We start from the raw sequence: 19,197 nt of genomic DNA on the forward strand, positions 1-19,197 counted from the left end.
TTGAAAGGCTGATGAAAATGAAATCCATTATCAATTTAAACTCTTTAAAAGCAGTATTATTTTTCTTTATTTTATGTGGCTTTTTATCTTCACCTTTATCGCTTACTGGGGCTGCAATTGAGGAAAATGGAATACTTTCTCCTGGTTATGGATATTCTGATGATTATTATAGAGGATATGGTGAACCTAATATCAGTATTTCTGTTATTGGGAATACAGAATTTGAACGTGGAGAAAAAGCAACATTGCAAGTCAACTTGGTTAACAGAGGTATCCCATATGGGTTCAGCCCAAGCAAACGGCTCAGCGCTGCAAAACAGGATCAACACCTAATATCTGTAAAAGAATTAGATTACGAATCTAGAAAAACTATAGCTGTTGGCCTAAAAACTAGTCTTTATTCAAAGTCTAATTATGTTGAAATTGATTCTGATAGTAGAACACACTCTATAGAAAAACTAGTTCCAGGAGAACGCCTTGAAGACCCTCTAGAATTTGGAATAAAAATATCCAATAATGCACCGGCTGGAGAATATATTCTAGAATTGCCTATATCTTACCAATATCAAAGTAGTGCACGTATGACTAATAGGAATATTGATTTGCTAGGTCTTCCTGAATTGGACCACACAACACACTATAATAATGTGGAAAAAACAATTCATGTTCCCATAGTGATAAAAAAAACACCTAAATTTGAAATAACAGAAGTAACTAGTTTTCAGGATCTAGTGCCTGGATCAAGCCAAAAATTAAACGTTACATATAAAAACATAGGAGAAAAAACCGCATATGATTCAGTTTTGCGTAAAATTGCCATAGTTCCATTGTCTACAAACCGTGCAACAACTTATATTGGAACAATGGAACCCGGTCAAGAAAAAACAGTAACATTTGATATTGAAGCAGATTCAGATGCTTTAGAAAAACTTTATGCAATTAATTCAGAGATAAGATATCTCGATGAGGATGATGAACTTAAATTTTCAGACACATTAAAGATTGACGTAGAAGTTGAAGAAACACGAACCCAATTAAGCCTTATTATACTGGCATTTATAGGAATAATTGTAGTTGGTGTATATATGGTAATTAATGTAATAAGAAATCTTGACCACTATAAATGAAAATATTTTTTAAAAAGGAGATGACAATTTCTATGGAGAAGAAAAAAGTTAAATTTTTAATAGTAACACTTTCGTGCTTTTTATTAATTTCAATCCTAATAACCCCTTCCGCGGGACAACCTCCAGAGAACTTCAATTTTGGTGATAATTTTTATACAACTTTTGGTTTACCAGAAATTTCTGGGAACTTGATAGGAAGTAATGAATTTGAAAGAGGAGATAAAGCTACTCTTGAAATCAACCTTGTAAATAAAGGTGTAATTGAAGGATTCAGGTCTGAAATAGATGCTATTGATGATGAGGAAATAAAACTCCAAGAATTAGAGAAGCAATACGAATCAGATAGAACAACAGCCATTGGTATTGTTTCTACACTACATTCTCAATACCCTGAGATTAAAGTAAAGTCTGGTTCTCAAGAAGCAGGTACATTAAGGTCCGGTGAACAAACAGCAACACCTGTACCTTTTGACATTGAAATCAGTAAAAACGCAAAAGCTGGTATCTATGAATTAAAGATGGAAGTGAAATATGCTTATCAAGAAAATGTACAAGTTGGCGGAAGGTTATCCAATGAAACACTAATCAATCGAGAAATCGGCTTATGGTATGAAGTGAATACTCAAAAAATAACAATACCTATTAAAGTTAAAGATGAGGCAGACTTTTCAATAGTTGATGTAAAAAGCGACTTACGCCCTAATGATGAAGGTATCCTTCAAGTAACTTACAAGAACCAAGGAGAAATGACGGCTAAAGATACTACTGTGAGAATTACTGTTGCAGACCCTTTTAGTACTACAGACGATCAGGCTTATCTTGGGTTAGTTGAACCTGGTGAAAGTAAAGTTGCTATATTTAGAGTTGATGTATCAGAATATGCTATCCCAAAAACATACCCAATTATCAGTCAAATTAGATATGAAGATACAGATGGTCATGATAGACTTACTAGTACGATGAGAGTAGAAACCGAAGTTTTACCTGCAGAACCAATAAATACAACCTTTATTTTCTTAGGAGTGCTAACCATTTTAATTATTGCTGCAGCAACAGTAGCTTATAGAAAAATACAAGGTAAACAAAAGTGAATGCTATTTCACTTTTAATTTCCTAATTCATCTAATTAAGCTAATTGGAATTATAGAGACATAAAAAGATAGGATTTTTCAAATTTCCCCACCAATTTCACTGGTTTGAAGTTTGATGGCCAATATTAACATATTTAGAACCATTTTATGAGCTAGTTTTTGATTTAGAGCTAATTATTTCATAACTATAATGATTTTAGAATCAAAACTGCTGAATCAATGTCAAAGACTTCGTCATTCTGAGTAATATGCTATTGGTAAGAAATATGGCCCGAAGAAATTCATGCTATCATATGACAGAACAATAATTCAAATCCCCTTATTCCTGTAAGACAGAGGAAAAAAAGAAAACTAATGGAAATACTGTTGTAAACTGGTTGAAAAGTTTGCTGAGAAACTTTTTAGGAGTAATATTTTCAGTCCGAACAAGAAAATATGGTGAAGAAATTAAGGCTAGAATATACAGAAACCAGTTAAAGGAAGTAAAATGTAAGATACTAATACATAATACATACAGATAAAACTTTTTTTTCACATCTATTATTGACATAAGGATTTCTAAAGATTAAATTTTCTAAGATTGTTTATAGTTAACAACATAATCTTTGGAAAAGATAAAATAGCAATATGGTTATCAACTATGCAAATATTTGATTAGATAAAAAGTCAACCTAAATTAGAGAAATTAAATAGAAGAGATATTTATGGAAAGTTACGAAATTTTTTTAGCTCTTTTAGCTGGCTATATATTAATATTGGTAGCTATTGGATTTCATTTTACAAAAAAACAGAGAAGTATCACAGACTTTTGGCTTGCAGGTCGTGAAGTAAGAGCAATTGGTATTGGGTTTTCAGCAGCTGCATCGTGGCTAACAGCTGGTGCAATTTTAGCAGTAATTGGATATTATATGATTCAAGGAATGGGCTCAATATGGGGTTTTGTTGCCCCTAACGTCCTCGCTCTTTTGATAATTGCACTATTTGTATCAAAAATAAAAAGTCTACCATCTATAACGCAACCCGAACTACTAGAACAAAGATACGGTAGTAAAATAAGGGCTCCTATAGCTGTAATAATTACTATTGTAATGATATTGTTTGCAGTTGCTGATATCAAGGGATTTGCACTTGTTCTTGAAGTTCTTTTTGGGCTAAGTCCTGTATACGCAGCTGTGATTGTTGCAGTTGCAGTTTCAACTTATGTTACTTTGGGGGGTCTCAATGCGGTAGTCTGGACGGATGCTCTTCAGTTCATGTTTCTCTCAACCTTTGTTATCCTAATGGCAGTAATTGTTACCGGCTCTGCTAATGGCTCCGAATCATTGATTGATATCTCTTCAATAAATATTGCACAAACAGTTGGAAGTGTACCATCCGAATGGTGGAATCCCTTCTCTATTGGAATTCCAATGGTTTTAATTTTCGTTCTAGCTATCATACCAGGGTGGATTACTGAACAGGACCCTTGGCAAAAAGTTTGGGCTGCAAAAGATGTAAGGTCGGCTAGAATTGGGCTTATAGCTGGATCCTTTTTAGTTTTAATTGTTTTTGGAGCATGTGCATTCATTGCACTCGGACTGAACTCAATATATCCAGAAATTGCTGAAATGGGTTATCCTGCAGGAATGGCATATGCTGAACCTGCCTTACTCGAGTTTATGAGTACAATGTTTTCACCACTATTGATAGCTATAGCAGCTATTGGTCTAGCTGCTGCAGCTATGTCATGTGCAGATACTTTTGCCACGTCAGGTGCTTCTTGTGTGTCCCGTGATATTTATCAAAGATTTGTAAAACCAGATGCAACTATGAAAGAAATGATGGTGATTAATAGGGTTAGTGTTATTTTCATAGTTATTACAGCAACGATAGCCTCTTTTTTTATAGATAGTATAATTCATGCGGTACATATAGCTACATTTATTGCAAGTGCTTCTTACTTTTTCCCTATAATGGGAGGTATTTTCTGGAAAAGAGCAACTACTCAAGGAGCCTTAGCAGGAGTTTTTGTTGGAGCTACTTTACAAATTGGTATGACAATATTTGACACTATAAAAGATCCTGTGATGGGTGTTCCATACTTAGAATCAATACATCCAGCATTAATGGGACATGGTGTAATATTAAGTATGGCATTAAGTGGAACTGCATTTATTTTAGTCTCACTTACTACAAAAGCCCCTGATAATATAAATCTAGCACCATTTTTCAAAGAAGCGGCTGAAGAACTATATGTAGAAGAGATAAAAACAATTGATGAAAATGATGTAGAATATGTTGATTTTTTAAAGCAAATACGTGAAAGAAAAGTTGGTGAGCGTGCTCATATTCACCTAGAAGTTTCAACCTCTGCAATGATTAACTGGAGCAAATTCAGTGAGGAGCTAAAAAATAAATATCCAGTATGGGTAGCTCCTAGCGGTGGTGATTCTCTATATAGGTTAACTAATTCCGACATGCTAGCATGTGTAAAAATAACTCGAGGAAATACACAAACAGAAATTTGGTTTGCATCTGAACCACCAGCTGATATGATGGAGTCTCAAAGAAGGGAGTTATATATTGCATTCAAAGAAATTCAAGATATTCTTCATGATATTGGAGTGATAGTTGACCTTGAGAAGAATGAACTACAATCATAAAATAATTTTACTATTTATATTAATAGTAATTTTAGTTGTCACTGTTGGTTGTATTGATAGAATGGAGGATGTTGATGTAGAATCTACCAACATCGATGAATACGAGTTTGAAATATATTTTAATGAAAGCTTAGACTCTACTCATATAAAAAATACTACCAGCGTTTACTTGTCATCGAATGATACAGTAAAGTCCGTACATATGATAAGAAACACTAAAAGGTTGGAAGTTGTTCCAATGGAACAATTCATTCGGTCTGGTGAAACAATTACTAATGTTGTGACTTTGGTAGAACCAGTAACTAAAAATGAAGGTACAGTTGAGGGAATTGAGATACTTAAGGAGAAAATCAAGAAAAACGACATTTCCGATGTTGAGTATAATATTTCAAAAGAGGTAATAAGAGGAAGAGAACATATCTTTATTGATTTTGAAGAAAAAGTTACTGGTTTTGTAGCATATACTTTAGTTAATCAAGGCAGACAGAACTATGTTCATACAGTTAATACCCCTTCTGTAGTTCGAATTATACTTCCAGAAAGTTATACTACTGGAAATAGGGTGCTTGGATATCCAAGACCTACATATGATTCTAAGTACGAAGATGATAAAGGCAGAAAAGTCCTAACATGGTACAAAATAGAAAACAATTCAGATGATTTCAGGGAGATTATCACTATAGGTTTTTATGAAAAATCTGCACCGTTAATATTAACCTATGTTTCAATTATGATATTGATGTTATCTTTTGCGATAATAACAAACTATTACAAAAATAAGAGGAAACGAAATGACCTTCAAGATGAGATCAAATAACCTCTTGATCTTCTAATCCATGATTAATACCATTACCATTAGTTACTTATTATAGAAACTTCAATTATTTATTGTTTTGATCTTGAGGGAGGTGAGATTGTGAAAGTTGGCGATAAATATTCATGTGAAATATGTGGAAACGAAGTAGAAATTACTAATGTAGGAGGGGGAGTTCTTGTCTGCTGTGGACAAGATATGGAGTTAGTAGATTAAACTTATAATGTATTTTTAATTTTTTAATTGGTGATAAAATGAAGTGCTATGATTGTGCTAAAAATGGAAAAGAGGCCGATACGTCAGGAATTTGTATTGTTTGTGGCAGAGGTGTTTGTAGTAGTCACTTGATTCGAGAAGAGATTCCAATAATTGACATGAAACAATATAGTGTACACCTTGAAGGTAAAGACTTAGATCATATTAACAAAATTTTATGCAATTCATGCCATGAAGCTATAATGGAAAATGTGTGTGAGGTTCGACAGTAATAATTTAAGGTGTGTTGTAAAATGAAGTGCTATGAATGTATAGAATCAAAAAAACAAACTGAGGCTGTTAGTGTATGCATAATATGCGGCATGGGTTTGTGTATGGATCACATTAAAGTTCTAGAGATTCCAGTATCAACAGGAAAGTATCCGGAATTTAAAGAATGTACTAAGCCACTACCACGATTTACTTGTAATGATTGTCTGGGAAATATAATGGTAGATGCTTTTGATTAAAATATAATTAATAAATTTGGAGGCAAAATAATGACACATAAAGATAATGAGGAAATTTTAGAAAGTATTGGTTGTAAAATGGGATTCACGCCAGAGATACTAAAAACACTAGAGGATATTGAGCCAAGCTTTCTACAAAAATATAATCGTTGTGACCAAAAAATATTGTCTGATGGTGCTTTACCCGCAAAGATGAAAATTTTAATGGCACTTGCAGTGGTTGCCTCAAAACAATGTGAAGCATGCACAGTATCACAAATGAAAAGTGCATTAAATGCAGGTGCTACGAAAGAAGAAATTATGGAAGCAATGGATGTTATATTCATCACATCTGGGGCACCTGCAGTAGCTGCGTGTCGTGATGCGCTAAAATTACTTAAGTAATTGAGGTAAGTTGTTTTTTTCAAGAAGGGGACTGTTATAAGACCTATACTTATAATTTTTATATTTCTTATCATAAGTATAAACAGAAAGACATCGACTGAACTTAGAAATTATAACTGCATTGATTCTCAAAAGCTAGGTTCAGACCAATACACAACCCCTTTTCAATGTTTAATATGCCACAAAAATGAGTGTCCTGGTTCACTTTAAGAGGGAAAAATAGATCTAAATACAATTATAAAAAACAATTTTAGAGAATCCAATAGCAACAGGTGCTTTGAAAGCCTTATTGTATGATAGAATTTCAATTAAAGGTATGGTTTATGAAACTCATAATTTTCAAGTTTTATAAAGGTGAATTTTTTGGTAAGTGAAAGAAATATTCGAATATTAGGAATATCTGGTAGTCCTAGGAAAAAAGCAACTGATTATGCAGTATCTCATGCTTTAGAATATGCTAGTGAAAATTACTCAGCCTCTGTAGAATATTTTTCTGCAAAGGGTAAAACCATAAATTTCTGTATTCACTGCGATTATTGTATACGCAAAAAAGAAGGGTGTGTATTCAAGGATGACTTGACGGATTTGTATGATAAAATGATATGGGCAGATGCATGGATCATTGGAACCCCAGTTTATCAAGGAAATGTTAGTGGTCAAACAAAAGTTATTATTGATAGATGCCGTGCAGTTGTAGCCCGTAATCCAAAAGTTTTCAGGAACAAAGTTGGGATTGGCGTATCAAATGGTGGTGATAGGACAGGAGGTCAAGAACCAGCATTAAAAACTATACACGATTTCTATATAATTAATGAAATGATTCCTATTGGCGGTGGAGCTTTTGGAGCAAATCTTGGAGGAACTTTTTGGTCAAAAGATAAAGGAAAAGAAGGCATTGAAAATGATGAGGTTGGTATGAAAAGTTTGTATAGGACAATTGATAGGATGATTGAAGTGAGTAGAACACTTATTGATTGCTGAAAAGGAGCTATTTGAATTGAAACTTAATCTTAAACTAATTGAAATAATTAAAAGAAGCACCTCAGTAACTAGTTTTAGACTAAGCAAGCCAGAAAACTTTGATTATCTTCCAGGACAATATGTATTAGTTGGAATTGATTTAGATAATGAATACATTAGAAAGCCATTAACATTGTCAAGTAGCCCCACGGACGAAAAATATATTGAATTCACAAAAAAGCTTACTGGACATGACTTTTCAAACGGTCTAGCTAGTTTAAATTTAGGTGATACTCTTGTAATAGAGGGGCCCTATGGAAACATGTACTATGATGAAGAAGAATCGCAAATTTGTTTGATAAGTGGTGGTATTGGAATTACTCCTATGATAAGTATCTGCAAATACTGTAGCCATAAAAAATTATCTACTGAAATAGTTTTGATTGGTAGTTATAAACATGAAACTGATCGAGTATTTAGACATGATTTCGAAGACCTCCAAAAAGAGAACTCCAATTTAAAAGTCATAGATACACTGACAAGACCAGAACCCAGTTGGAATGGCTATAAAGGTAGAATATGCGAAAATATAATTAAAAATGAGGTACCAAATTATTTGAATCGCATTTACTACCTGTGCGGCCCACCACCTATGGTAAATTCTGTTGAAAAACTGCTTATTGATATAGGATTGTCAAAAAAGCAAATTAAAAAAGAAGTATTTATAGGTTATTGAAAATAACAAGTAAAGATTGAGTTTTTTTAAATTTTAATTAGACTTTATTTTACTCTACTTAAAAAAAACATATCGTTAACTATCTGCGAGGTTTAAGTATGAAACGAATAGCATGGGGAATAACAGGTTCTGGAGACCTTATAAAAGAAACTTTTGAAATAATGGTTGATATTAAAAAAAGAACAGATATAGAAATAATGGTTTTTCTTTCAAAAGAAGGAGAAACTGTAATGAAATGGTACAGAATGTGGGATGAATTAAAAAAGAATTTTAAAAATATTAAAACGGAGTCAGGTCCTAATTCTCCATTCATTGCGGGCCCTTTGCAAGTAGGCTATTATGACTTGCTTTTAGTAGCACCACTAACGGCAAATTCAACTGCAAAAATTGCTTATGGAATAGCCGATACTTTAGTTACAAATGCAGTGGCTCAAACAGCAAAAGGGACAACACCAATTTATTTATTGCCTGTTGACCAAGTAAAAGGCACTATTAAAACATATGCGCCCAATGGAAAAGAATTTGAGTTAAAAATGAGAGATATTGATATAAACAATTCCGAGACCTTATCAAAAATGGAGAATATAAATATTATTGGAAAACCAGAGGATATCTATGATTTATTTGATCTATAATTTTTTATGAATCATATATAGTTATGAAAAAATATATCCTTCTTTTTTGTACACTAGGTTATTCTTTAGATTAGAGGAATTCTCTATTTTTCCATAGCTCAATGACTTGAATAAAGAATATGCTCCAATTATTGAATCAAGAGCGTCACCTTCATAATTGGATAATATATCATTTTTTAAAGAAAAGGGTACAAAGATGTTGTTTTCGGCCAAATAATTAAGTATTTTTATTCTATTACCTAACTCTTCCTGTCCCCTGCCTTTATAAGGGAAATACATGCTAATTTTTTTTAGCGTACATGCAGGGCATACCTCAACAACCCATGGTTTATTTTTGTTCAGCTCGTTCATAGGCAAAAATGCAGCTGACTTTTTAGATAGAAGTGGGTAAACTATTTTTGTAATTCCATAATATGTTTGTTTGAATAGTCTAAGATTATATGGTGAAAATGGAGCTTTTTCGATAGTTTCAGAACATCTTTTTATTTCAACTCCATTTGATAATTCTAAAAAATCTCTCCTAAATTCATCTGGACTAGGATATTTTTTAGTAAAATCAAAAATAAAATCGTTCCAATTTGAATAATGCTTCAAGAAAGGTTCAGGTACACTTAATGGGAAATCAAAACCATATAAAGTGTTCATTGGCGCATTTTCAATCAATTCCACTATTTTATCATAGCAGTTAAACTGGTTCTTACCTGCAATTTTCTCAACAGGGTAGCAATCTAAAACTTGCAAATTGCAGTTTTGATTAATTTGGGTTTTAGTTATCCATATTTTTCCACAAGCTTTTTTTGCACCACTAAAGTCTACTCCATAGAGTATTTTTCTTTTAACTTTACACATGACAAATAATATTAATTATCTCTTTTATTTTCAATGAAGTCATTGGTCATGTTGTAAGCTTCATCATCTGAATATTGTATTGGTGGATGCTTCATAAAATAAGCAGAAGCTGAATGCAAAACACCAGATACTTTTCGGTCTAAAGCCAACTTACAACATCTAATGGCATCAATAACTACTCCTGCTGAGTTTGGAGAATCTTCTACCGATAAACGAAGTTCGAGGTTCATTGGAACATCTCCAAAGAGCTTCCCTTCCATTCGTAGATAACATACCTTATTGTCTTTTTGCCATGGGACATAATCACTTGGACCTACATGTATATTCTCATCATCAAGGCGATCTTTAAGAACTGATTGCACTGCTTCTGTTTTAGAGGTCTTTTTTGAAGAAAGTCTGTTTCTATTCAGCATATTAAGGAAATCAGTGTTACCACCAGTGTTCAATTGATATGTTTTTTCTAACCTCACACCCCTCTTTTGGAACATATCAACCAGAGTCCGATGTGTTATAGTTGCACCTAATTGTGCCTTTATATCATCTCCAATTATTGGAATTCCCTTATCCTTAAACCGTTGGGACCATTTAGGATTACTTGCTATGAATACAGGCATGTTATTAATGTATGCAACACCTGCTTCCAGGGCACATTCTGCATAAAAACGAGCAGCTTCCTCAGATCCAACTGGAAGGAAATTGAGTAAAATCTCGGTACCTGAATCTTTTAAAATTGATACAATTTCATCTTTAGTTGCTTCTTTTTCATCTGATGGTATGAATTTATACTTGTCATCATATGTAGCTATGTGTTCAGAAACCCCATCAAGTATTTTTCCCATTGAAACAGCAACATCTTTTTTTGGAATGTTGTCGCAAAATACAGTTGTGCAATTTGGTAAGGAAAATATAGCCTCTGAGATATCTTTTCCAACCTTCCTTTTATCAATATCAAATGCAGCAACAACGTCTATATCGTAAGGCCTATAACCTCCGACTTCCCAGTGCATCAAACCGATAGCATCGTTGATGTTCTTTGATTTATAGTATTCAATCCCCTGTATTAATGAACTTGCACAGTTGCCAAGGCCCGCAATTGCAATTTTTATTGTACTCAAAATTATTCACCTCATAATCGGACAACAAGATAATGATAATTATAAAACTAAATAATTAATTTATCGACTTAATGATTATATTTTAATGAAAAGTTTCTGATAACTTACTATAATATAAATATACTGTTAAACTAACAACAAAATCGGTATTTTAACATTAAATATCTTGCTTTCTTGAACATAGCTAATTAGACATAAAAATATTTGCATTATGTATAGTATTTTAGATTTTTGTAATCCTATATTAAAGGTATTATTTTGCTTTAAATATTTCTTATTTCAATAAAAATGTATCCTATATTGTCGTCAAAAATTTAAAAAAATCTTGAATAACTTATATGGGTTTTAGTAATTTGTGTACATTATCTACTAGAAGCTATGCTCGAGACCAGAGATTCTGCTTGTAAGAATATATTTAAATAATTATAACGCTACATAAATAGATAAACTTAGATTCTTGTATATATAACTAAAAAAGAATTTTACTGTTTTAGTTGTTACAAAAAAAGTTTTTTTTTCGAATGTAAATGAACATTCTTTAATCAATATGAAAAAGGTGGTTAATATGAAGGATATTTTGGATAGTATTATAGAGGAGCTAGAAGAACTTGATACGTTTGAAGAGGTTTTAGATATGGCCATCTCTCTTGAAGAAAAGGGTAGGAGCTTTTATTTAGATAAACTAGCAGAGATAAAGAGCCCGACTGTTCAAGATATATTTACTTATTTAGCTCGAGAAGAAAAAAAACATTCTCAATACCTACGGGACTTCAAAGAGAAATACAGTAAAGATTCAATAAGTCATGATTTGTCTTCTTTCAACCCAGGTGCAGCTACAACACCAGATTTCAGAGAAATGCTACAAGAAGAATTTTCAGAACGATGGTCAGATGAGGAAGGTGTACTACTATCTGCCCTAAGATTCGAGAAAAAAACCGAAATGTTGTATACCGAGCTAGCTAGAAGAGCAACTGATAAAAAGAAAAAACATTTTTTTGAAAAATTAGCTAACTATGAAAAAGAACACTATGAACTAATTGATGGATTTCTTGAGTTTTCAACACAGTTTAGAATGGAAACATAACAATTCAATATTTAGTAATAGTAAGTAAGAATTAACTGTTTGCTTACTATTACAGCTAAAATTTATTTCTCTACAAAGTAAATGAGATTAAATAACATGTTATTTATCTAATCAAACTAAATGATAATAATGTAGATTTTCAAAATTGTTACAAGAAATAGTATAGATGAAAATCACAAAATGAGCGATAAAATATTTGCAAAAGTTAAGAATGTTTTTTTAAAGGATGCGGAATGGGCTAGCAAAATCTTTCAAAACTTCTTCTGATCATTCAGGCTTAATCTCATAAAATAACCATGTATAAATGAACTTTATGTTTGTGTTCTTGTAGTTGCTACAAAATATAAATATTCATCACTTTCATATTATCTAAAATCACTGAAAGATACTGGCCATATTGACTCAAAAAGGTAAAATGCTACTAAATCTATTGCTTAAAGCCACTTAAACAATTTAATCAATCAAAGAAAAAAATATTCAAATTACTAGTCTGCTTAATAACCAAATGTTCAGATATATTGAAGGATTGCTTTTTAGAAAGGTTATCTAAGGGAATATAATCTTTTATTCATGAGTCTAATAGAATATTAATTTATAATAATTTAACCTAAATTTTCTTAAGTAAAAATTAAATAGCTGCAAGTGATAACTTCATACGATGGGCAGTGATATCGGTAGTTTACTCAAAAAAAAGAACTCACATATTGAAGATTTACATAACAAAAAAGTAGCATTTGATGCTCACAATGTATTGTATCAGTTTTTAAGTATAATTAGGCAAAGGGATGGTACTCCCTTGAAAGATTCCAATGGGCTTATAACATCTCACCTTTCAGGTATTTTTTATAGATTTTTATATATTATGGAAGAAGGAATCAAACCAATATTTGTATTTGATGGGAATCCACCTGAACTAAAACGTGAAACACTTGACAGAAGAAAAGAAAGACGCCAAAAAGCACAACATAAATGGGATGAAGCAGTAGAAAAAGGGTTAGAGGAGGAGGCTTTTAAATACTCACAGGCTTCTGTGAAATTAGATGACTATATTATTGAAAGTTCAAAAGAGCTGCTTAATTGTTTAGGCATACCATTTGTAGAAGCTCCAGGAGAGGGAGAAGCCCAGGCAGCCCATATGGTAATAAATGGCGATGTGGACTTTACAGCCTCTCAAGACTATGATGCTTTATTATTTGGATCTCCTTTAGTCATAAGAAATCTAACTATAACTGGAAAAAGAAAGCTACCTGGAAAAAATACATATGTTGATGTTCAACCAGAAATCATTGATTTAGAACTATCTTTAAGTGAATTAGAAATTACTTATTATCAACTAATTGATGTTGCTTTATGTGTTGGAACAGACTATAATCAAGGTCTGTATAATATTGGCCCGAAAAAAGCTGTAACTTTGATAAAAAAGTATAGTACCATAGAAAATCTGCTGAAAAGTATGGAATATGATGACCAAAATATAGGTCAAGTTAAAAAACTATTTTTGCACCCTTTAGTTACAGACAAATATAAAATATCATGGGAAAATCCAAATAAAGATAAACTGATTAATCTGTTGTGCAAAAAGCATAATTTTTCTGAAGAACGTGTATCTAAAGCATATGATAAATTAATTCAAAAAACAAACCCCATTCAAAGGACTTTGGATCAATTTTGAAAAACCAAGGTAGTTGACTAGCATTTTTTATTTTATAAGAGTCCATCCAGTCATTTCAACTGGCTTTTCGAGTTCAAGTAAATCTAAAATTGTTGGAGCTATATCTGCAAGCTTACCTTTTCTTAATGTAATATTATCAACATTTTTTTGAACAAGTATGATTGGGACTGGATTTGATGTGTGTGCTGTATGAACCTGAAAATCGGTATTATGACTAACCATCTTTTCAACGTTTCCATGATCTGAAGTAATTAAAGCAATACCATCAACACTTAGAATGGTATTGACCAATTTACCAACACAGTTATCTACAGTCTCTACAGCTTTTTTAGCTGCATTAAAATTCCCTGTATGGCCAACCATATCCATATTTGCATAGTTTAATATTATAAAATCATATTTTTTAGAAACTATGCTTGCTATAAGCTCATCAGTAACCTCATATGCACTCATTTCTGGTTTTAAATCGTAGGTAGCAACTTTTGGTGACGGTATTAATATGCGATCTTCACCTTTGTACTTTATTTCATTTCCTCCATTAATAAAGAAAGTAACATGTGCATATTTTTCAGTCTCTGATATACGGAGCTGCTTCAACCCATTGTTGCTAATAGTTTCACCAATGCCATTTACTATATTCTCTACACAAAAAGCAACATTAGCTTCAAGCTCTTTATCGTATTCTGTCATACAAACAAAATGTGTACATGGCCAATAATCACGTACAAATCCTTTAAAGTCATGTTTTAAAAAAGAATATGTGAGCTGTCGAGCTCTATCAGGCCTAAAATTAAAAAATATTATTGAATCTTCATCTTTGACAGTTCCGATTGGTTCACTAGAATCATCAATTATAACAATTGGTTTTATAAACTCATCAGTAATACCATTTTCATAACAATTTCTAATAAGAGTTAAGTAGTTATTGGAAAAATAACTTCCATTTCCTTTAGTAAGTGCATCATAAGCTAACTTTGTTCGTTCCCATCTACGGTCTCTATCCATTGCATAATATCTTCCAGTAATAGATGCTATTTGTCCAACATTGTTTATTTTACAGATTTGTTCTAATTCAGCTATATCATTCAACCCTGAAGTTGGAGATACATCCCTTCCGTCAAGAAAAGCATGAATAAACACATTTTCTATACCCTCTCTTTTAGCAAGCTTAAGTAAAGCTTCCAAGTGATTTTTATGACTATGGACACCTCCATCAGAAACCAAGCCAATTAAATGCAGGCTAGAGTTTTTCTTTCTAACATGATTAACAGCTTCTAAAAGAGTATTATTATTATAAAAATCACCATTTTTAATGGACTCGTTTATTAATGTAAGATCTTGATATACTATTCTTCCAGCGCCTATGTTTAAGTGCCCTACTTCTGAATTGCCCATTTGTCCATCAGGAAGACCTACTGATTTCCCTGAAGAATCTAATAGACTAAATGGATAATTTCTAATAAGAAAATCAATATTTGGCTTTTTAGCAGCTTTAAATGCATTGCCCTCATCACTTTTAGAATATCCCCATCCATCAAGAATCATGAGTAAAAGAGGTCTTTTCTGAAACATTTTTAAAACCATATTATTATGTTTATGTGATTTTTGTTTTTCAGTGAATTTCAGCTCAATGGAGGAAGTGTCTCATTCCTGTAAATATCATTGATACGCCTAACTTATTGGCTGTATCAATTACCTCTTGATCCCTTATAGATCCTCCAGGTGATACAATAAATTTAATATCGCTTTCAGCTGCATGAACGATGCTATCATCAAAAGGGAAAAAAGCATCAGAAGCCATTACACAATTCGATAAAACGTCTTTGCAATATTTCTCGAAAGGCATGTCAATATGTTCTCTATCATAAATGACTTTTAGGTTTTCTTTTGCTTTTGTACTAGCAAGCTTGCGTATTGAATCAACTCTATTAGGTTGTCCTGCACCCATTGCTAAGAGCATGAAACAACCTTTTTTATACTCGTATCCAATTGAAACTGCATTTGATTTAATACATTTACAAGCTTTTAGTGCAAACTCAGCAAGGTTCTTTTTTTCAGAGGGGAAGTATTCAGTAGTTACACATTCCCATTTATTGTATAGTTCTGAATTCTTTGACTGTTTTAATAATCCACCATCTATAAATTTATAAGTTTGATAGTTAGGATAATCATCTGTAAGGTTAGGTATTTCAAGTATTCTTAACTTTGAACTTTTCTTCTTAAGATATTCTAATGCATTAGAATCAAAACTTGGTGCTATCACCATTTCAATAAACCGCCCTTTCAAAAATTCTGCACTACTAAGATCAAATGGTTTGTTCGTACATATTATGCTTCCAAAACCAGAGATCGGGTCACCATCCCATGCTGACTTTAGAGCTTCTACTAAAGAATTTCCAGTTGCAAATCCACAAGGGTTATTATGCTTAACTATAGATACAGTAGGGATTGAAGAATCAATTTCTTTGACTGTTTTTAGAGCATTATCTGCATCCACATAATTATTATAGGAAAGGGCTTTACCGTGTAATTGTTTTGCTTTTGCAATAGACGGATATTTCAAGCCAGGTTCGGTATAAACAGTTGCTTTTTGATGCCAATTTTCACCATATCTTAATTCTTTTCCATCTATATAACTAAGTCTAGTTACATCCTCATTCAGAAGTTGTTTACTGAGATAAATATCAATTAAACTATCATAATCTGCTGTATGTTTAAATGCTTTTGTGGCAAGAAGTTCTTTAGTTTCTGGCAAAGTATCTCCGTATGATTGCAACTGATCCAAAATAATTGAATAGTAAGAAGGATTACATACTACAGTAACTGCTTTATAATTTTTAGCTGCAGCCCTTATCAATGTTGGACCACCTATATCTATGTTCTCGATGGCCTGTTCAATTGTTGTGTTTTCTTTTGAGATTGTTTCCTTAAAAGGGTACAGGTTAACTGCCACAATGTCAATTAACTCAATATTTCCTTTTTTTAAGTCATCTAGATGCTTTGAATTATTTCTGTCACATAAAATTCCACCGTGTATTTTTGGATGCAAAGATTTCACTCTTCCATTCATCATTTCAGGAAACCCTGTAACTTCATCAACTTCAACTATTTCTAGACCTTCATTCTTCAGTATTTTAGCAGTACCGCCAGTTGAAATTATCTCTATGCCAAGCTCTTTTAGGCCTTTTGCGAAATCAACTATCCCGGTTTTGTCAGAAACACTAAGCAATGCCCTTTTAACCAAAAAATCACCAAATGTAATTGTAAGATATTATCTATAAAAGTTCTGGTTCAATTTTATTATTTATTAAACTTAATTACTGGGCATTTGTAAATACATTTACTACAATGCTCACAGTTATTTTTTATGTGAATACCATTATGTGCAATATTTAAAGCTTTATTTGGACAGTGTCTAACACAAATTCCACAAGATTGACACTTAAGAGACCTGATAACTGAATTTTTAGCATCTTTAATGAGACTAAGAGCCTTTTTCTCATCTCTGTCCTGGACTGTAATGGCGCCAGACGCGAATATCTGCACATTTATGCCTTTGTTTTTAACTATAACTGCACCGTCTATATATAATGGTACACCACAAGCACTTAACAAATTGTTATCTTTGAAATCTTCGATGTTTAAAGGAATTCCAAAACTACCTTCAGCTGAGAAAACGTCATCTTTACATGGCCTGTATCCAGAAGTAATTTTAAAGTTAAGATCTTGTGTTGAACTATTTTTTTGAACGAGTGAAATACCTAGATTGTTAGCTGATTTTCTGATATTTTGTGGTGGCTTCTCCCACCTCCACATTCCATGGCGAACCCATTTTTTAGAAAGGCCTCTTGACTCCGCAAAGCTAACTAACTGGTTCATAAATTGCTCTTCAAGATGAGGATGAGTATCTTTTAATCTCATCAATTCTGAAAGTGAAGATGAAGGACATAACCAACATCCTATCCGATCGTAACCTTGCTCATAAAGTGGATTATAAGGGGCTTTAGTCTTTAAAATATATAACCAAACATGTAAAGCAGTCCAATTTTGTATTGGCGCAGCAGCAATTTGATTTACAACCCATGGATTTTTCCAGACCCGACTGCTTTTAGCTCTGGCGCTGGATTCGTATTTTCGCTGTCCAATAAATGTTAGACATCCATCCTCAAAATTGTTTTCTATTAGGCTAGATATTGGTCCAAGCTTACATATTTTACAACACCATCTTGATTCCACAGTAGGTGGTCCAAAAGCAGGGAATGATTCCCAAAAAGAATTTCCTGCGCTTGTAGATATTAGATTTTTATCATAACATTTGGCTACCTTTTCGACATTATCGAGAGTTTCAGGGAACTCAAGTCCTGTATCTGCGAAAAGAATATAAAAATCCTCTAAACATTCACTCAATAATTGCATTAGTACTAAACTATCCTTGCCACCAGAATATGAAATACAAATAGGCTTATCTATATTTTTTATTGTATTATTAATAAAATTGTACGCTTCTTGTGTATATTTTTCCATAATAGCTTCATTAGCTTTAATAACGTCGCTCCATTTTGTTTCTTTTTTCAATAGGGATGTATCATTGTTGGCTCCGTTCCACCTGGTTTTAACACCTACACCGTATTCAGAACTTATCATTTCAGAACCTTTCATTTTCGACCTACCCCCTGCAACAACGTTATTTTCCCTAGAAACTACAATAACTTCATTACCTTCTATGATTTCATTGTCGCAATCAATAATTCCTGGGGCAAGCACACTAGCACCATTAACTATGAAGGGGACAGCTGTATCATCGACCATCACCCAATTTTTAAGCGATTTTAAGTTACGTCCTTCAAAAAGTATTTTTGCTCCAGAAGGTCTTAGTAGGAGTACCCAATCAAGTCTCTCTATTTCAAAACGTATATTTCCAATGACTTTTCCATCAATTATGATTTCTTCCATCCTATCGTCATATGGTGCTTTATTTAAAATTACAACTCTATCATCTGGTATAAGAGGCACTCCAAATTGCTTAGTTGATATTTTGTTTATAAGTGATATGTCATAAGAAAAAGCAGGTCGGATATCACCTGGTGGAGTAATGGTTACTTTTAAGGTATTTTTTTTACATGTATCACATATCTCTCCGAGCACAGGCACATTGCATTGATGGCACCAATGTAACATCAATTTCCCCAAATATACAGGTCGTGACATGTTAGTTTGAGTCTAATATGTTTAATATATATTTGTTGGTGTAATCTAAATATACATTTTCGCTCAAAACTAAAATAATAAAACATATGAATATTATGCACTCTAGATAATATAATTTGGTTCAAATCAAACAGTTAAACGTTGATTAACGAACA

18 protein-coding genes are annotated in these 19,197 nt (G+C 32.6%); 13 read left to right on the forward strand and 5 right to left on the reverse strand.

The annotated features are described in order from the left end of the window. The first annotated feature begins 17 nt into the window (after positions 1 to 17). The 11 genes from J2T59_RS02565 to afpA all read left to right on the forward strand — a co-directional run bounded on the left by J2T59_RS02565 (position 18) and on the right by afpA (position 9,114). Positions 18 to 1,127 carry a COG1361 S-layer family protein gene (locus tag J2T59_RS02565; protein WP_259133644.1) on the forward strand — a complete coding sequence of 370 codons (1,110 nt, stop codon included), beginning with the start codon at positions 18 to 20 and terminating at the stop codon, positions 1,125 to 1,127. A gap of 32 nt (positions 1,128 to 1,159) precedes the next feature. After that, positions 1,160 to 2,218, forward strand: coding sequence for a COG1361 S-layer family protein (locus tag J2T59_RS02570; protein ID WP_259133646.1), 1,059 nt, complete (start codon positions 1,160 to 1,162; stop codon positions 2,216 to 2,218). 704 nt (positions 2,219 to 2,922) lie between these two features. Continuing rightward, on the forward strand, positions 2,923 to 4,860 hold the full coding sequence (locus J2T59_RS02580) for a sodium:solute symporter family protein (RefSeq protein ID WP_259133648.1): 1,938 nt from the start codon (positions 2,923 to 2,925) through the stop codon (positions 4,858 to 4,860). Beyond that, positions 4,829 to 5,677: a DUF5803 family protein gene (locus J2T59_RS02585; RefSeq protein WP_259133649.1), complete on the forward strand. Its 849-nt coding sequence runs from the start codon at positions 4,829 to 4,831 to the stop codon at positions 5,675 to 5,677. The genes J2T59_RS02580 and J2T59_RS02585 overlap by 32 nt, the downstream gene beginning before the upstream one ends. A gap of 99 nt (positions 5,678 to 5,776) precedes the next feature. Continuing rightward, positions 5,777 to 5,890 carry a desulfoferrodoxin FeS4 iron-binding domain-containing protein gene (locus J2T59_RS02590; protein ID WP_259133651.1) on the forward strand — a complete coding sequence of 38 codons (114 nt, stop codon included), beginning with the start codon at positions 5,777 to 5,779 and terminating at the stop codon, positions 5,888 to 5,890. Between the two features lie 38 nt (positions 5,891 to 5,928). After that, positions 5,929 to 6,162 (forward strand): DUF2180 family protein, encoded by a 234-nt coding sequence (locus J2T59_RS02595; RefSeq protein WP_259133653.1) that lies wholly within the window; start codon positions 5,929 to 5,931, stop codon positions 6,160 to 6,162. Positions 6,163 to 6,183: 21 nt separating this feature from the next. Beyond that, a complete protein-coding gene (locus J2T59_RS02600; protein WP_259133655.1) occupies positions 6,184 to 6,399 on the forward strand; it encodes a DUF2180 family protein in 216 nt (71 codons plus the stop codon). Positions 6,400 to 6,429: 30 nt separating this feature from the next. Next, positions 6,430 to 6,783: a carboxymuconolactone decarboxylase family protein gene (locus J2T59_RS02605; RefSeq protein WP_259133658.1), complete on the forward strand. Its 354-nt coding sequence runs from the start codon at positions 6,430 to 6,432 to the stop codon at positions 6,781 to 6,783. Positions 6,784 to 7,146: 363 nt separating this feature from the next. After that, complete coding sequence (locus J2T59_RS02610) at positions 7,147 to 7,764, forward strand: flavodoxin family protein (RefSeq protein ID WP_259133660.1); 618 nt, start codon at positions 7,147 to 7,149, stop codon at positions 7,762 to 7,764. Positions 7,765 to 7,780: 16 nt separating this feature from the next. Then, the gene (locus J2T59_RS02615; protein ID WP_259133662.1) at positions 7,781 to 8,479 is read left to right on the forward strand and encodes a ferredoxin--NADP reductase; all 699 of its coding nucleotides are present in this window, start codon (positions 7,781 to 7,783) and stop codon (positions 8,477 to 8,479) included. Positions 8,480 to 8,562: 83 nt separating this feature from the next. Continuing rightward, entirely contained in the window at positions 8,563 to 9,114 is a 552-nt protein-coding gene (gene afpA, locus J2T59_RS02620; protein ID WP_510186664.1) for an archaeoflavoprotein AfpA, read from the forward strand. A gap of 21 nt (positions 9,115 to 9,135) precedes the next feature. Here the strand turns inward: afpA and J2T59_RS02625 are convergent, their stop codons facing one another. Next, positions 9,136 to 9,963 carry a hypothetical protein gene (locus J2T59_RS02625; protein WP_259133666.1) on the reverse strand — a complete coding sequence of 276 codons (828 nt, stop codon included), beginning with the start codon at positions 9,961 to 9,963 and terminating at the stop codon, positions 9,136 to 9,138. Between the two features lie 11 nt (positions 9,964 to 9,974). Further along, positions 9,975 to 11,078 carry an inositol-3-phosphate synthase gene (locus J2T59_RS02630; RefSeq protein ID WP_259133668.1) on the reverse strand — a complete coding sequence of 368 codons (1,104 nt, stop codon included), beginning with the start codon at positions 11,076 to 11,078 and terminating at the stop codon, positions 9,975 to 9,977. Between the two features lie 565 nt (positions 11,079 to 11,643). Here J2T59_RS02630 and J2T59_RS02635 point away from each other — a divergent pair. Then, positions 11,644 to 12,162 carry a ferritin-like domain-containing protein gene (locus J2T59_RS02635; protein WP_259133670.1) on the forward strand — a complete coding sequence of 173 codons (519 nt, stop codon included), beginning with the start codon at positions 11,644 to 11,646 and terminating at the stop codon, positions 12,160 to 12,162. A 658-nt stretch (positions 12,163 to 12,820) separates the two neighbouring features. Further along, positions 12,821 to 13,834 (forward strand): flap endonuclease-1, encoded by a 1,014-nt coding sequence (gene fen / locus J2T59_RS02640; protein WP_259133672.1) that lies wholly within the window; start codon positions 12,821 to 12,823, stop codon positions 13,832 to 13,834. 27 nt (positions 13,835 to 13,861) lie between these two features. On the opposite strand, the gene gpmI is transcribed toward fen, so the two are convergent. The 3 genes from gpmI to J2T59_RS02655 are packed head-to-tail and all read right to left on the reverse strand — an operon-like array spanning position 13,862 to position 19,042. After that, on the reverse strand, positions 13,862 to 15,406 hold the full coding sequence (gene gpmI / locus J2T59_RS02645; RefSeq protein ID WP_259133674.1) for a 2,3-bisphosphoglycerate-independent phosphoglycerate mutase: 1,545 nt from the start codon (positions 15,404 to 15,406) through the stop codon (positions 13,862 to 13,864). Between the two features lie 55 nt (positions 15,407 to 15,461). Further along, positions 15,462 to 17,078: a bifunctional phosphoribosylaminoimidazolecarboxamide formyltransferase/IMP cyclohydrolase gene (purH, locus tag J2T59_RS02650; protein WP_259133676.1), complete on the reverse strand. Its 1,617-nt coding sequence runs from the start codon at positions 17,076 to 17,078 to the stop codon at positions 15,462 to 15,464. A gap of 56 nt (positions 17,079 to 17,134) precedes the next feature. After that, positions 17,135 to 19,042 (reverse strand): phosphoadenosine phosphosulfate reductase domain-containing protein, encoded by a 1,908-nt coding sequence (locus J2T59_RS02655; RefSeq protein WP_259133678.1) that lies wholly within the window; start codon positions 19,040 to 19,042, stop codon positions 17,135 to 17,137. Between the last annotated feature and the right edge of the window lie 155 nt (positions 19,043 to 19,197).

This window comes from Methanosalsum natronophilum, assembly GCF_024808815.1.
Classification (GTDB): domain Archaea; phylum Halobacteriota; class Methanosarcinia; order Methanosarcinales; family Methanosarcinaceae; genus Methanosalsum; species Methanosalsum natronophilum.